Genomic DNA, 13,626 nt, shown 5'->3' with positions numbered 1-13,626 from the left:
CCTAATGGCCGCCGAACGGCTCCTTGCTCAGCAGGTAGCCGGCGTGCAGCCGGTTGCGGGCGCCGATGCTTTTCATGATGTGGGAGATGTGTCGCTGGCAATTCCGCAGGGAAATTCCGACGACCTGGGCTATTCGTTTGTCCGATTCCCCTTGGGTGAGAAGCGAGATAATGGCGTGCTGAATCTCGGACGTGGCCGCGACCCGGTCGGAACGGCGCTCCTCGGGGGAGAGGTCGGAAGCGGTCGTCCAGACCCGGTCGAAGGCGTCCGCCACGAAAGCGACGACCTGCGGGTCCCGTACGATCACGGCGCCTTTCGAATCGTTGACGAGCGGCAGGATTCCGATCTTCCGGTCGAAAATGATGCAGCGCGGAAAACCGCCCGCGAGGGTGCGGACCTGGGCGCCGAGGGGGGTCACCAGGTCGACGTACGAGAGGGTCGCGGGGCTGAAGCGGGCGGTGTGCTGGTAGAGCGTCCGCATCCGGATCCCGCGGCCGAGGAGTCTGGTCGTGCGGTCCATACTGTCCACGAGCACCTCCTCCACGCGGGCGCCGCCCGGCTGCGAGGTGAGCGCCTCTTCGCAGCACTCGTCGGCGAAGCCGGTGATCAGCCGGCGCACGTCGGACAGCTCGTGGACGACCTCCAGCGAGCAGTGGGCGTGCTGGGAGTGCGGAGTGCACAGCTCCAGCCGGTCCAGGCCGCTCCGGAGCTCGTCGACGAGCGCCTGAGCGCGGTTCAGCTCCCGCTGGAGCGGGTTGAGGACCTTCACGCGGGCGAAGTCCACCGGATGCGGGACCAGGGGTTCCGTACCGGTACCGGTGGTGCCGCCGGTGTCCGTGGGGCCGCTGTTGCCACTGGTGTCGGTGCTCAGCAGCCCCAGCTCGCGCAGGTCCCGGACGGCCTCGTCGGTCTCGTGCCGGTCCATGCCGAGGGCCTCCGCCGCCGCTTCGACGGTGCACCTGGGCGATTCCGATACGAAGCGGTACAAACGATCCGCCGATTCGTGGAGCAGTGGCGGGGTAATCGCACCGCTTCTGTCGGTTTCATTCACTGTATCCCCCTGTCATGTTTCCGCCAGGAGCAACATGATCCCAGAGGGGACTGGCCTAGAAACGGCTTTCCGCCGGAGGATGAGCGAAGCGCTGACGACCTCAACGCTCATCCGAAAGGTAGGGGTTTTCCATGGCACGTGCAGCGAGAAACATTCTCGCGATCACGGCTTCCGCGGCTCTGTCCTTCCTTCTCGTCCAGGGGACCGGTACCCAGGAAGAGCGCGCATTCCTCGCCGGATCCGGCCAGGGCAAAGTGATCAACGACCTCGGATGGGGATGACCATGCCTCGTAGCAAGTCGTACAACACGTACTCCAGCCTCCAGCGCCCCGAGTTCCGCAAGCGCGTGGACGAGCTCCTCCTGAAGTTCGAGCGTGACTTCTACGAGAAGAGCAAGGGCGCGGAGGGCATGCTCGACGCGAACAAGTTCGACATGGACCTCTACAAGCGCCACAACGTGGAGACCATGATCCGGATCGGTCTCAAGCGCGCCGTGGACCCGCTGGTCGCCAACTACTGGGCCACCCGCGACCCGCAGCTCTCCAAGGAGTGGGGCCTGTACGGCGCCGAGGAGGGCCGCCACGACCGCATGTTCGCCGGCGACCTGCACAAGGTCGGCATGACGGACGAGGAGATCTACGCGATCCGTCCGACCTTCGCCACCGAGCTGCTCAACGGCTACTTCTACTACACGCTCGCCACCGAGGGCCCGCTCGCCTCGATGATCAGCGGCTTCTACCTCGAGTACATCGCGGGCAAGACCCAGCCCGACTGGCTCGACATCATGGAGCAGCACGTCGGCGCCAACAACACCAAGGGCGCCCGTGCCCACCTCGCGCTCGACGAGGACGACGACCACGTCGACATGGTCTGGAACATGATCATGCGCGTGATCAAGGACGAGGAGGACGAGGAGCGCTTCGTCGAGCACCTCACGAAGATCAACTCCCTCTTCGTCTCGTACTTCGTCGAGGTCTACGCCGCCACGGTCCTCGGCCTCGGGTCCGACCCGTCGCAGCTGACGCAGGTCTCGCCCGGCGCCGCGGTGCAGACCAACCTGCAGGCTCGGGTCGCCGCGGTCTGACGCTCGGGGTCCGGGGCTCCGGGGCGACGCCGCCCCGGAGCGCGCCGCGGACCCGCCCGGCACCCGAACACCCCCCGGCGACACCGGACACCGCGTACCCATACCCCCGCCCCACGCCGCCCGCCGCGGCGCCGGGCGGCGCGGGCGGCGGTGTCCGGTGTCCCCGCGGGCTGCCCACCGTCCGGCAAACCCACGGGAAGACCCATGCGATACGAATGGCCGCGCGAACTGTCCGAGAAGGACATGCGCGAGATGATCGAGCTGATGGACGCCGTCGCGGTCAAGGAGCAGACCCTCGGCTTCTACGAGCCCGTCGGGCTCGACAAGGGCCTGCCGCTGATGCGGGCCTTCGACGCCGACCTGCGCAAGGGCGCGATCGACGTCCTCGCGGTCCGCGACGAGGAGGACGACCGGATCGTCGGCATGGTGACCCTCGCCCGGGCCCCGCTGCCGGCCCGCCGCCACATCGTCGACATGCGCCGATGTGTCATCGCCCCCGACCGCCGGGGCGAGTTCCTCCTGGAGGGCTGGTCCGTGGCCCTGCACAAGGCGCGCGACATGGGCTGTGAGGTCATCACCCTCGAAGTCCGCAGCGACGGCCCCGTCGGCCTCTGGGAGCGGCTCGGCTTCCGCGAGTACGGGCAGCTGCCCGACTACGCCCGCCTCGACGGGCGCGAGGCCGTCACCGGCCACTACCTGTACGCGCGGATCGCCGACGTCCTGGCCCACTTCGAGGCCACCGGCACCTGGCTGCACGAGCCGCAGCGGGAGAGCGCCGCCCTCGCGGGCTGACCCCGCGCTCCCCGTACCGCCCGCCCTCCCCGTACCACCGCTCCTCCCGTACCACCGCTCCTCCCGTACCACCGCTCCTCCCGTACCACCGCTCCTCCCGCACCACCGCTCCTCCCGCACCACCCCTTCCCGTACCGCCCCCGTCCCTCCGGACGCCCCGGGCGCGTACGTCTCCAGCTCCCTCCCGGACCCGCCCGCGCCCCGCGGGCCGGCCCCGCCGTGCCCGCACCCGGCCCGGCGTGCCGCCGCCGTCCGTCCCGGAGCACCCTTCCCGCCGCCGCGCCCTTCCGCGCGCCCGGCGCCCACACACCCGCACGGCCTCACCGAAGGGCACACCCATGTCCAAGATCGCCGTCCTCACCAACGACCTCCAGTACGAGCTCGTGGAGAAGAACCCCGAGCGCGTCGCGGCCGTCGCCGCCGCCACCCCGCACTTCACCGGCTTCCTCGACGAGATCCGCCGCCGCGGCCACCACGTCTTCCACCTCCAGCTCGTCAACGACCCCGACGACCCGAACGCCGAGCGCTACGACGGCCACCTCCCGGTCCAGCGCGGCACCCGCGGCGCCGAGGTCCTGGAGGAGTTCCTCGCCCCCGAGGACGTCGTCATGGAGAAGAGCAAGGACTCCGGCTTCTACGAGACGGACCTGCACGAGCGCCTCCAGGCCCTCGGCGTCGACACCGTCCTCATCACCGGCATGCAGACCCAGATCTGCGTCCAGACCACCGCCGCCGACGCCTTCTTCCGCGGCTACAACATCTGGGTCCCCTCCGACTGCGTCGTCTCCGCCCGCCAGGAGGACAAGGACCGCGCCCTGGAGTGGCTGGACGGCTACTGCGCCACCGTCTCCGACTCCGCCGAGGTCATCAGCGTCCTCGACGCCGAGGGCACCCTGCCCCGCAAGAACATCAAGACCCCGTGACCGCGCCCCTCCCCGACCCAGGAGCAGCCATGACCGCGAGCACGGCCGGCAGCAGTGACGAGATCCTCCTCGACCACGGCACCGGGGCGAAGCTGAGCCAGGAACTGGTCCAGCTCATCGCCGAGACCCTCGGCGACGTCTACGTCGGCATCATGGAGGACAGCGCGATCCTCCCGGTCGAGACCGGACGCATCGCCATGACGACGGACTCCTTCGTCGTCGACCCGCCGTTCTTCGGCAACGGCGACATCGGCAAGATCGCCGTCTGCGGCACGGTCAACGACCTCGCCGTCGCCGGCTCCCGCCCCAAGTACCTCACCCTCGGCCTGATCCTGGAGACGGGCCTGCCCATCGAGCGCCTCACCCAGGTCCTCGTGTCGATCCGCGAGACGGCCCGCGAGGCCGGCGTGCAGATCGTCGGCGGCGACACCAAGGTGGTCCGCAAGGGCGAGGCCGACCAGCTCTACCTCAACACCGCGGGCGTCGGCGTCTTCGAGCGCGAGCCGCTCTCCATGACCGACGTGCGCCCCGGAGACAAGGTGATCCTGAGCGGCCCCATCGGCAACCACACCGTCCACCTGCTCTCCATCCGCGAGGGCCTCGGCTTCGAGCAGCGCGTCGACAGCGACTGCGCCCCGCTGAACAACCTCGTCGACGGGGTCCTCGGCCGGGCGCCGGCCGGCGCCGTCCGCTCGATGCGCGACGTCACCCGCGGCGGACTGACCGCCGTCCTCCACGAGTACGCCGGGAAGCTCGGCCGCACGATCCGGGTCGACACCCCCAGCCTGCCGATCCAGCACGAGACCGCCATGGCGGCCGACATGCTCGGCATCAACCCGCTGCACTGCGCCAACGAGGGCTGCCTCGCCGTCTTCGTCGACCCCGCCGCCGAGGCGGACGTCCTGGCGGCGCTGCGCTCGCTCCGGTACGGCGAGCACGCCGTGACCATCGGCGAGGTCTCCGAGGACACCGGGGCCCTGGTGCTGCTGCGGGACGCCGACGGCCGGGAGACGCAGCTCGAAGAACTCCTCGGGGCCGAACTGCCCCGGCTCTGCTGAGGATCCGACCAGGAAACGAGGGGATCACCATGAGCACCGTGACGTCTCCGCCGGACACCGCGACCTCCCCGCCGGCCGCCGAGGAGTGGCGGCTGCGGGTCACCGGGGTGGTGCAGGGCGTCGGCTACCGGCCGTTCGTCTACAAGCTGGCCCGTGAACTGTGCCTCTCCGGCTGGGTCCGCAACGACCCCGAGGGTGTCCTCGTGGAGGCGTCCGGTCCGGACGCCGCCCTGGCCGAGTTCGCCGCCGGTCTGAAGGACCGCGCGCCCGAACTCGCCCGCGTCGACGGTGTCGTGGTGACCCGGGGGCTCCCCGCGGGCAGCGTGCCCGCGGGCCCCTTCACCATCGTCCACAGCGAACAGACCGGCGTCCGCACCGCCCTGCTCCCCGCCGACACCCACGTCTGCGGCGACTGCCAGGGCGAACTGCGCGACCCGCGCGACCGGCGCCACCGCTACCCGTTCATCAACTGCACCAACTGCGGCCCGCGCTACTCCATCATCCAGGACCTGCCCTACGACCGGCCGGCCACCACCATGGCGTCCTTCACCATGTGCGCCGCCTGCAAGGCCGAGTACGAGGACCCGCTCGACCGGCGCTACCACGCCCAGCCCAACGCCTGCCCCGACTGCGGGCCCCGGCTCCTGCTCACCGACCGGGAGGGCCGCACCACCGAGGGGGACACCGCCCTGCGCGGCGCCGCCCAGGTCCTCGCCGACGGCGGGATCGTCGCCGTCAAGAGCGTCGGCGGCTTCCACCTCGCCGTGGACGCCACCCAGCCGGAGGCCGTGGCCCTGCTGCGCCGCCGCAAGCGCCGCGACTCCAAGCCCTTCGCGGTGATGGTCCGCGACCTGGCCACCGCCCAGCGACTCGCCGTCCTCTCCGAGGACGAGATCGACGTCCTGCGCTCCCCGGCCCGCCCCATCCTGCTCGCCCGCAAACAGCCCGACGCCCTGCCCGAGTCGGTCGCGCCCCGCAACCCCAACCTCGGGATCATGCTGCCCTCGGCGCCCCACCACCACCTGCTCCTGGACGAACCCGGCCTGGAAGCACTGGTGATGACCAGCGGCAACATCTCCGGCTACCCCATCGCGTACCGCAACGAAGAGGCCCTGGAACAGCTCTTCGGGATCGCGGACGTCATCCTCTACCACGACCGCGACATCGAGATCCGCGTCGACGACTCCGTCGTCCGGCTCTCCGTCCACGATGCACTCGACGCGCCCCTGCTCCAGTTCATCAGGCGAGCCCGCGGCTACGCCCCGTACCCCGTGGACGTCGGCCGCGAGGTGGCGCCCGCCGTCGCGCTCGGCGCCGAGCTGAAGACCACGGTCGCCCTGTCGCACGGCAGCAAGGTCTTCCTCAGCCAGCACATCGGGGACCTCAAGAACGACGAGACCTTCGCCTCCCACCGGCGCACCGCCCGCCACCTCGCCCGGCTCTACGCCCTGGAGCCGCGCCTGACCGCGCACGACCTGCACCCGCAGTTCCGCTCCACCCGGGCGGCGCTCGACGAGGACGGCGCGGGCCGGACCGTCGTCGAGGTGCAGCACCACCACGCCCACATGGCCTCCTGCATGGCCGAGAACCACGTCACCGGCACCACCCTCGGCGTGATCTTCGACGGCTTCGGCTACGGCGAGGACGGCACCGTCTGGGGCGGCGAGTTCCTCCTCGGCGACTACGCCGCCTACCGGCGCGTCGGACGCCTGCGCCGACTGCCCCTCATCGGCGGCGACCAGGCCGTCCGCGAACCCGTCCGCACCGGCTACGCCCTCGCCCTCGACGCCTTCGACGGCGACCGGGAGAAGGCCGTCGCCGCCTTCCCCGCCCTCGCCGCGCTCGACGAGCAGCAGCGGCACGTGTACGCCACCATGGCCGCCCGGGGGATCAACTCCCCGGCCACCTCCAGCATGGGCCGCCTCTTCGACGGCGCCGCCGCGCTCGCCGGGGTCTGCTCCCTGGCCGAGTACGAGGCCCAGGGCCCCATCGAGCTGGAGGGCCTGCTCGCCCGCGACTCCGCCCCGGAGACCGCCTACCGCTTCGACGCCCGCACGCCCGACGAGGACGGCCCCGTCGAGGTCGACCCCCGGCCCGTGATCCGGGCCATGGCCGACGACCTCGCGGCCGGCCTGCCCGCCGACCGCATCAGCCGCCGCTTCCACACCGCCGTCGTGGAGATGGTCCGCGACCGCTGCCGGGCCTTCCGCGAGGAGACCGGCGTGCGGCAGGTCGTCCTCTCCGGCGGCGTGTTCCTCAACGAGTTCCTGCTGCTCAACTGTCTGACCGGGCTGACCGCCGACGGTTTCGACACCTACGTCCACCGACAGGTCCCGACCAACGACGGGGGCATCGCCCTCGGCCAGGTCATGGTCGCGGACGCCCGTACATCCCCTGGGAAGTGATGACGTGACCACCCGCACGACCGCCCCCACGCCGGACGAGATCTACGCGTACGTCCAGGCCCGCGAATCCGGCGCCCGCACCTACGCCACCGCTTTCGGCCAGGTCCTCCAGGACGGGCACGGCGCCCGCGTCCGCGACGGCCACGGCACCGAGTACATCGACTGCCTGGCCGCCGCCGGCACCCTCGCCCTCGGCCACAACCACCCCGAGGTGCTGCGCCGGGTCCGCGCGTACCTGGAATCCGGCCAGGTGCAGCAGGCCCTCGACCTCACCACCCCCGCCAAGTACGCCTTCCTGTCGGCGCTCTACGAGAAGCTGCCCGGCACGATGGCCGACACCTTCCGCACCCAGTTCTGCGGGCCCGCCGGGGCGGACGCCACCGAGGCCGCGATCAAGCTCTTCAAGACCGCCACCGGCCGCCGCACCGTCCTCGCCTTCCACGGCGCCTACCACGGCATGACGGCCGGCTCGCTGGCCCTCACCGGCAACCTGGGCGCCAAGGAGCCGGTGGCCTCGCTCATGCCGGACGTGCACCACCTGCCGTACCCCTACGACTACCGCTGCCCCTTCGGCCTCGGCGGCGACCAGGGCATCCGGGTCGGCCTCACCTACATCGAGCGGCTGCTCACCGACCCCGAGAGCGGCATCACCAAGCCCGCCGCCGTCTTCGTGGAGGCCGTGCAGGGCGAGGGCGGCGTGATCCCCGCGCCCCCCGAGTGGCTGCGCGGACTGCGCGAGATCACCGCCCGCCTCGACATCCCGCTCGTCCTGGACGAGATCCAGGCCGGCTGGGGCCGCACCGGCACCATGTGGGCCTTCGAGGAGTCCGGCATCGAACCCGACGCCGTCCTCGTCTCCAAGGCGGTCGGCGGCGGCTTCCCGCTCGCCCTGATGCTCTACCACGGCAGGTACGACGCCTGGCGGCCCGGCGCCCACGCGGGCACCTTCCGCGGCAACCAGATCGCCCTGGTGGCGGGCGCCGCCGCCCTGGACGTCTTGGCCGAAGAAGGACTCGTGGAGAAGGCCGCCGTCAAGGGAGAGTTGCTCGGCGGCCTGCTGCGGCGCCTCGCCCTGACCCGTCCGGAGATCGGCGACGTCCGCGGCAAGGGCCTGATGTGGGGCATCGAACTCGTCGACCCGGCCGGCGAGCCCGACGCCCTGGGCGCCCGGCCCGCCGACGGCGACCGCGCCCGCCGCGTCAAGAAGGCCTGCCTGGAACACGGACTGCTCCTGGAGAGCGGCGGTCGGCACGGCGCCGTGCTCCGGCTCCTTCCGCCCCTCACCATCACGGAGGAAGAGCTCCACGAAGTGGTCGGCGCCCTGGAGAAGGCCCTCATCGACTGCGCCTGAGGGCCCGCTCCCGGAGCGGCGCACCACGCGAACCACGTGACGAAGTGAAGGAACGAAGCACATGACGACGGCAACCGGTGCCGGGCAGTGGCGGGTCGACTTCGACGCCGAGGTGGTCTTCAGCAACGGCGGATCCCTGCGGACCGAGGGCTTCCGCCTCGACATCCCCGGTGACGACATCGACGACGCCGAACTCGGCGAACTCCTCGTGCGCCACCTGGGGCTGCTGATGGTCGGCGGCACGACCATCAGCCGCAAGGAGCTGATCCAGGAGCCGCACAAGGGCTCGCGGAACACGGGGACGGCCGGGACGAGCGGGACGGCCGGGGCGGCGGACGGCGCCCCCGTCCGCCGCACGGTCGACCTGACCGGCCCCGGCACCCGCCTCGACCGGCCCGCCGGGGCGCCGGAGGGCATCGGGGGCCTGGTCGACCTGCCCGTCGCCCTGGTCCGGCTCGTGGGCACGGCCGAACCGGTCGCCGACCGGCTCGCGCTCGCGCCCTTCGAACCGGCCGGGCACGCCGTCGTCGTCCACACCGGCCGCCCGGACGGCCCCTGGCTCACCCCGGACGCCGTCGCGCTCCTCGCCGAGCGCGGCGCCGCCCTGGTCGCCACCGACAGCGCTGAGCGGGACGGGCCCGCGGCCAAGGCCCTCGCCGAGGCCGGGCTGCCCGTCCTCACCGGCCTGACCGGCCTGGCGGACCTCCCGGCCGTCGGCGCCCGCCTGCACGCGGTCCCGCACCCGGCCGGACACGGCGACGGGGACGGCGTACGGGTGTACGGGGTGGCCGGATGAGCACCTCCGAGATAGGCACGGGGGCCGCGATCCCACCGGGACCGGCCCCCACCGGAGCAGCGAGCCCGTCGGCCCGGGTCGCCCCGGACGCGACGGCTTCGGACCCGGTGCCCACGGCCCCGGCGGCCCCGGACTCCGCCGGGCCGGTGGCTTCCGGACCCGGGGTGCCGGTCGTCGGCAAGGGCGTCGCTCCCGCTCCCGCCACCCCGACCGGCAAGGCCCCCGCTCCCGCCACCCCGACCGGCAAGGCCCCCGCTCCCGCCACCCCGACCGGCAAGGCCCCCGCTCCCGCCACCCCGGCCGGCAAGGCCCCCGCCCCCGCCCGCAAGCCCCGCCGCGAACTCCTCGCCGCCAGCGTCGGGTCCGTCGTGGAGGCGTACGACTGGACGATCTACGGCGTGCTCGCGCCGTACTTCGCCGAGCAGTTGTTCCCCGGGTCCTCGCCCACCGCCCGGCTGATCGCCGCCTACCTCGGCTTCGCGCTCGGCTTCCTGGTGCGGCCGCTCGGCAGCGTCGTCATCGGGCGGCTCACCGACACCCGGGGGCGCCGCTTCGGGCTCACCCTCACCGTCGGCCTGATCGCGGCCGGTTCGCTGCTCCTCGCGGTGATTCCCGGCCATGCCTCGATCGGCATCGCGGCCCCGCTCCTCGTGGTCGCCGCCCGGCTCGTGCAGGGCCTGTCCGTCGGCGCCGAGAACCCGAGCGCCGCCGCGTACGTCACCGAGACGGCCCCCGGCCGCAGCCGGTACTTCTACAGCGCGATCTCCTACGGCGGCGTGGTCCTCGGCAGCGCCCTGTCGTTCGTCGTGCTCAGCGTCCTGCTCGGGGTGTTCGGGGAGGCGGGCGTCGAGGACGGCGCCTGGCGCCTCGCCTTCGTCTTCGGCGCGCTGCTCGGCCTGACGGCCCTGTGGATCCGGCGCGGCGCGGCCGAGAGCGAGGTCTTCGCCGAGGAGGCGGGGAAGCGCGAGGGCGCCCGCGCGCGCGGCGCGAGCCCCTGGCCCGTCCTGCGGGCCCACCTCGGTCCGCTCTCCGTGGTGTTCGCCATCACCTCCGGCGCCACCACCGTCTTCTACTTCCTCACGGTCGACTTCCCGGCGTACGCCGCCGCTGCGGGCGCCGCCACCAAGGAGGAGGCCTCCGGGGCCCTGCTCCTCGGCATGGTGGCGCTCCTCGGCGGCATGCTCGCCGCGGGGAAGGCGGCCGACCGGTTCGGGGCCCTGCCCGTCCTGCGGACCGGCTTCGCCGGGCTCGCGCTCGGCTCCGTACCGCTGCTCGCCGGCATGGTCGCGGGCCGCGTGCCCGTCCCGGTCGTCACGGTGGTGCTGCTGTTCCTGCTCGCCCTGCCCCTCGCCGTCAGCAACGTCTTCGCGGGGCAGCTCTTCCCGCCCGCCGTCCGGGCGGTCGCCGTCGGCCTGCCCGCCGCCCTCGCGATCAGCCTCTTCGGCGGCACCTTCCCGGCCCTCGCCGAGTGGCTGCGCTCCGCCGGCCACGGCGGCTGGGTGCCGTGGTGGCCGGCGATCACCTGCGCGGCGGCGCTGCTCGCCTCCTGGGGCGTGCGCGAGCACCCCCTTCCCGACACCCCCGTCTCCGAGTGAGGACGCCATGGACTCCCTGACCGCAGTGCTCGACGCGCTGGAACCGCTGTTCCCCGCCCTGGAGGCCGACTACAAGGACCTGCACGCCCACCCCGAGCTCGCCTTCCAGGAGAAGCGCACGGCGGCCCTCGTCGCGGAGCGGCTCGCGGCGCAGGGCGGCTGGGAGATCACCACCGGCGTGGGCCGCACCGGCGTGGTCGCCGTCCTGCGCAACGGCGAGGGCCCCGTGGTCATGCTGCGCGCCGACATGGACGCCCTGCCGGTCAAGGAGGCCACCGGCCTGCCGTACGCGAGCACCGCGACCGCCACCGACGACTCCGGCACCGAGGTCCCGGTGATGCACGCCTGCGGCCACGACCTGCACGTGGCCGCCCTGATCGGGGCGTGCGCGCTGCTCTCCTCCCGCACGGAGCACTGGAAGGGCACGGTCGTGGCCGTCTTCCAGCCCGGCGAGGAGAGCGGCTACGGCGCCCGCTCGATGGTCGACGACGGCCTGTTCGAGCGCTTCCCGAAGCCGGACGTCATCCTCGGCCAGCACGTGGGCCCCGGTCCCGTCGGCCTCATCGCCACCTGCCCCGGCACCGTCATGGGCGCCACGGACTCCATCACCGTCAAGCTCTTCGGACGCGGCGGACACGGCTCCAAGCCGGAGTCGGCCGTGGACCCGGTCCTCATGGCCGCCTCGCTCGTCCTGCGGCTCCAGACCATCGTCTCCCGCGAGACCCCCGCCCAGGAGCCGGTGGTGGTCACCGTCGGCAAGCTGCACGCGGGCACCACGGCCGCCGTCATCCCGGACACGGCCGAGCTCGGCATCAACGTCCGCACCAGCTCGGCGCCCGTCCGCGACAAGGTCCTCGCCTCCATCGAGCGCCTGGCGAAGGCCGAGTCGGACGCGGCCGGCGCGACCGCGGAGCCGGAGATCACCTCCGTCTACCACCTGCCGATGACGGTCAACGACACGGCCGCCGCCGAGCGGGTCGCCGACGCGCACCGGAAGGCCTTCGGCGACGGGGCCGTGATGACGATGGGCCCGACCACGGCCAGCGAGGACTTCGGCATCCTGGCGACGGCGGCCCGGGTGCCGTCCGTGTACTGGTTCTGGGGCGGCCTCGACCCGGAGGTGTTCACGGCCGCGTTCGCCGCCGGACGCCTGGACGAGGACATCCCGCAGAACCACGCCCCCACCTTCGCCCCGCAGTCGGGCCCCGCCCTGATCGTCGGCGTCCGCTCGATGGTGGCGGCGGCCCTGTCCTGGCTGTCCGCCTCCCCGGCGGACGCGGAGGAGACGACCGCATGACCAGGCCCCGCCCGCACGTGACGGTCCTGCACCGCTGGCGGGACACCCACGCGCTCTACGCCGACTACGTCGACCACGGCACCCACCGGGTCACCTACATCAGCACCGAACTCGGCCGCGCCTCCGTCCCCGGGGCCGCCGAGGCCGTCGTCACGGTCGGCCTCACCGACGACCTGCCCGCCGTCCGCGCGGCCCTCACCGCGCTCGTCGAGCGGTACGGCCCGCCGGAGGCGCTGATCGCGCTCAACGAGGGCGACCTCGACACGGCGGCCCTGGTCCGCGAGGAGTTCGGGATCGCCGGGCAGACCCCGGAGGAGCTCGCCGTCTTCCGCGACAAGCTCCTGATGTGCACGACGGTGGCCGCCGCCGGCCTCCCGGTGCCGACGCTCGCCCACGTCCCCGACCCCGACGCCGTACGGGAGTTCGGGCGCGCCCACGGCTGGCCGCTGGTCTGCAAGCCGCACCGGGGCACCGCCAGCAGGGGAGTGGTCCGGCTCGACTCCGAGGCCGACCTGGACGCGCACCCGGAGCTGGCCGCCGACCTCGCGGCCGAGCCGTTCCTCGCCCAGACGTACGTGGACGCCCCGATCCTGCACATCGACGGCCTGTGGGAGGGCGACCGGCTCGGCGGCTGGACCGCCTCCCGCTACGTGGGCGGCACCTGCGCCGACTTCACCCAGGGCAACTGGCTGGGCTCGGTCGAGGAGGACGACCCGGTGCTGCTCGCCGCCGTGGAGCCGTTCGCCGCCGCCGTCGGGGCCGCCCTCGGCGGCGGCCGGCCGTGGGTCTTCCACCTGGAGGCGTTCGTCACCCGGGGAGCGGACGGCGGGCCCGTCCCGGTCTTCCTGGAGTGCGGGGCCCGGGTCGGCGGCGGCGAGATCCCCTTCACCTGGCGGGACGTCCACGGCGCCGACCTGATGGCCGCGGCGGCCGACATCCAGCTCGGCCGGGCGCCGGTCCTGCCCGCCCCGAAGACCGGCGAGGTCGGCGGCTACCTGCTCCTGCCGCTGCCCGTCCCGGCGCCCTGCCTGGTCGAACGCGCCGACTGGACCGCGCCGCCGGCCGAGGAGCGCAAACCGTACGCGGTGCTGCACGTGCCCGTCGGCCAACGGGTCCCGCCGATCAGCGGATACGAGCACGTCGGCACCCGCTTCCGCTTCCGCGGCCCGTCCACCGCGGCCGTGGAGGAGGCCATCGGGGCCTCCGCGAACGGCTTCCGGCTCACCTGCACGCCCCTGGACGCGTAACCGGCCGTCGCCCCGGGCCGCACCCGC

11 protein-coding genes are annotated in these 13,626 nt (G+C 73.0%); 10 read left to right on the top strand and 1 reads right to left on the bottom strand.

The genetic code is table 11. The features are described 5' to 3' along the window. Position 1: 1 nt before the first annotated feature. On the bottom strand, positions 2-925 hold the full coding sequence (locus tag ACWGSR_RS13680; RefSeq protein ID WP_453566292.1) for a LuxR C-terminal-related transcriptional regulator: 924 nt from the start codon (positions 923-925) through the stop codon (positions 2-4). Between the two features lie 409 nt (positions 926-1,334). On the opposite strand from ACWGSR_RS13680, the gene ACWGSR_RS13675 reads away from it, so the two are divergent. The 10 genes from ACWGSR_RS13675 to ACWGSR_RS13630 all read left to right on the top strand — a co-directional run bounded on the left by ACWGSR_RS13675 (position 1,335) and on the right by ACWGSR_RS13630 (position 13,599). Beyond that, the gene (locus tag ACWGSR_RS13675; protein WP_366374858.1) at positions 1,335-2,135 is read left to right on the top strand and encodes a heme oxygenase-like domain-containing protein; all 801 of its coding nucleotides are present in this window, start codon (positions 1,335-1,337) and stop codon (positions 2,133-2,135) included. Positions 2,136-2,339: 204 nt separating this feature from the next. Further along, positions 2,340-2,927 carry a GNAT family N-acetyltransferase gene (locus ACWGSR_RS13670; protein WP_376236166.1) on the top strand — a complete coding sequence of 196 codons (588 nt, stop codon included), beginning with the start codon at positions 2,340-2,342 and terminating at the stop codon, positions 2,925-2,927. 338 nt (positions 2,928-3,265) lie between these two features. Further along, positions 3,266-3,850: a cysteine hydrolase family protein gene (locus ACWGSR_RS13665; RefSeq protein WP_365538520.1), complete on the top strand. Its 585-nt coding sequence runs from the start codon at positions 3,266-3,268 to the stop codon at positions 3,848-3,850. Between the two features lie 29 nt (positions 3,851-3,879). Beyond that, positions 3,880-4,908 carry a hydrogenase expression/formation protein HypE gene (gene hypE, locus ACWGSR_RS13660; RefSeq protein WP_453566289.1) on the top strand — a complete coding sequence of 343 codons (1,029 nt, stop codon included), beginning with the start codon at positions 3,880-3,882 and terminating at the stop codon, positions 4,906-4,908. Positions 4,909-4,937: 29 nt separating this feature from the next. Next, a complete protein-coding gene (gene hypF / locus ACWGSR_RS13655) occupies positions 4,938-7,313 on the top strand; it encodes a carbamoyltransferase HypF (protein ID WP_453566286.1) in 2,376 nt (791 codons plus the stop codon). A gap of 4 nt (positions 7,314-7,317) precedes the next feature. Further along, positions 7,318-8,664, top strand: coding sequence for a diaminobutyrate--2-oxoglutarate transaminase family protein (locus ACWGSR_RS13650; RefSeq protein ID WP_376236175.1), 1,347 nt, complete (start codon positions 7,318-7,320; stop codon positions 8,662-8,664). A 61-nt stretch (positions 8,665-8,725) separates the two neighbouring features. After that, a complete protein-coding gene (locus ACWGSR_RS13645) occupies positions 8,726-9,460 on the top strand; it encodes a hypothetical protein (RefSeq protein ID WP_453566283.1) in 735 nt (244 codons plus the stop codon). Beyond that, positions 9,457-11,055 carry an MFS transporter gene (locus tag ACWGSR_RS13640; protein ID WP_453566281.1) on the top strand — a complete coding sequence of 533 codons (1,599 nt, stop codon included), beginning with the start codon at positions 9,457-9,459 and terminating at the stop codon, positions 11,053-11,055. The genes ACWGSR_RS13645 and ACWGSR_RS13640 overlap by 4 nt, the downstream gene beginning before the upstream one ends. A 7-nt stretch (positions 11,056-11,062) precedes the next feature. Then, positions 11,063-12,352 carry an amidohydrolase gene (locus ACWGSR_RS13635; protein ID WP_453566279.1) on the top strand — a complete coding sequence of 430 codons (1,290 nt, stop codon included), beginning with the start codon at positions 11,063-11,065 and terminating at the stop codon, positions 12,350-12,352. Then, positions 12,349-13,599, top strand: coding sequence for an ATP-grasp domain-containing protein (locus tag ACWGSR_RS13630; protein WP_453566276.1), 1,251 nt, complete (start codon positions 12,349-12,351; stop codon positions 13,597-13,599). The genes ACWGSR_RS13635 and ACWGSR_RS13630 overlap by 4 nt, the downstream gene beginning before the upstream one ends. The last annotated feature ends 27 nt before the right edge of the window (positions 13,600-13,626 follow it).

Source organism: Streptomyces sp. NPDC055632 (assembly GCF_053618675.1).
Note: the sequence above shows the minus strand (reverse complement) of the source record. Positions and strands in the feature narration are given on the sequence as shown.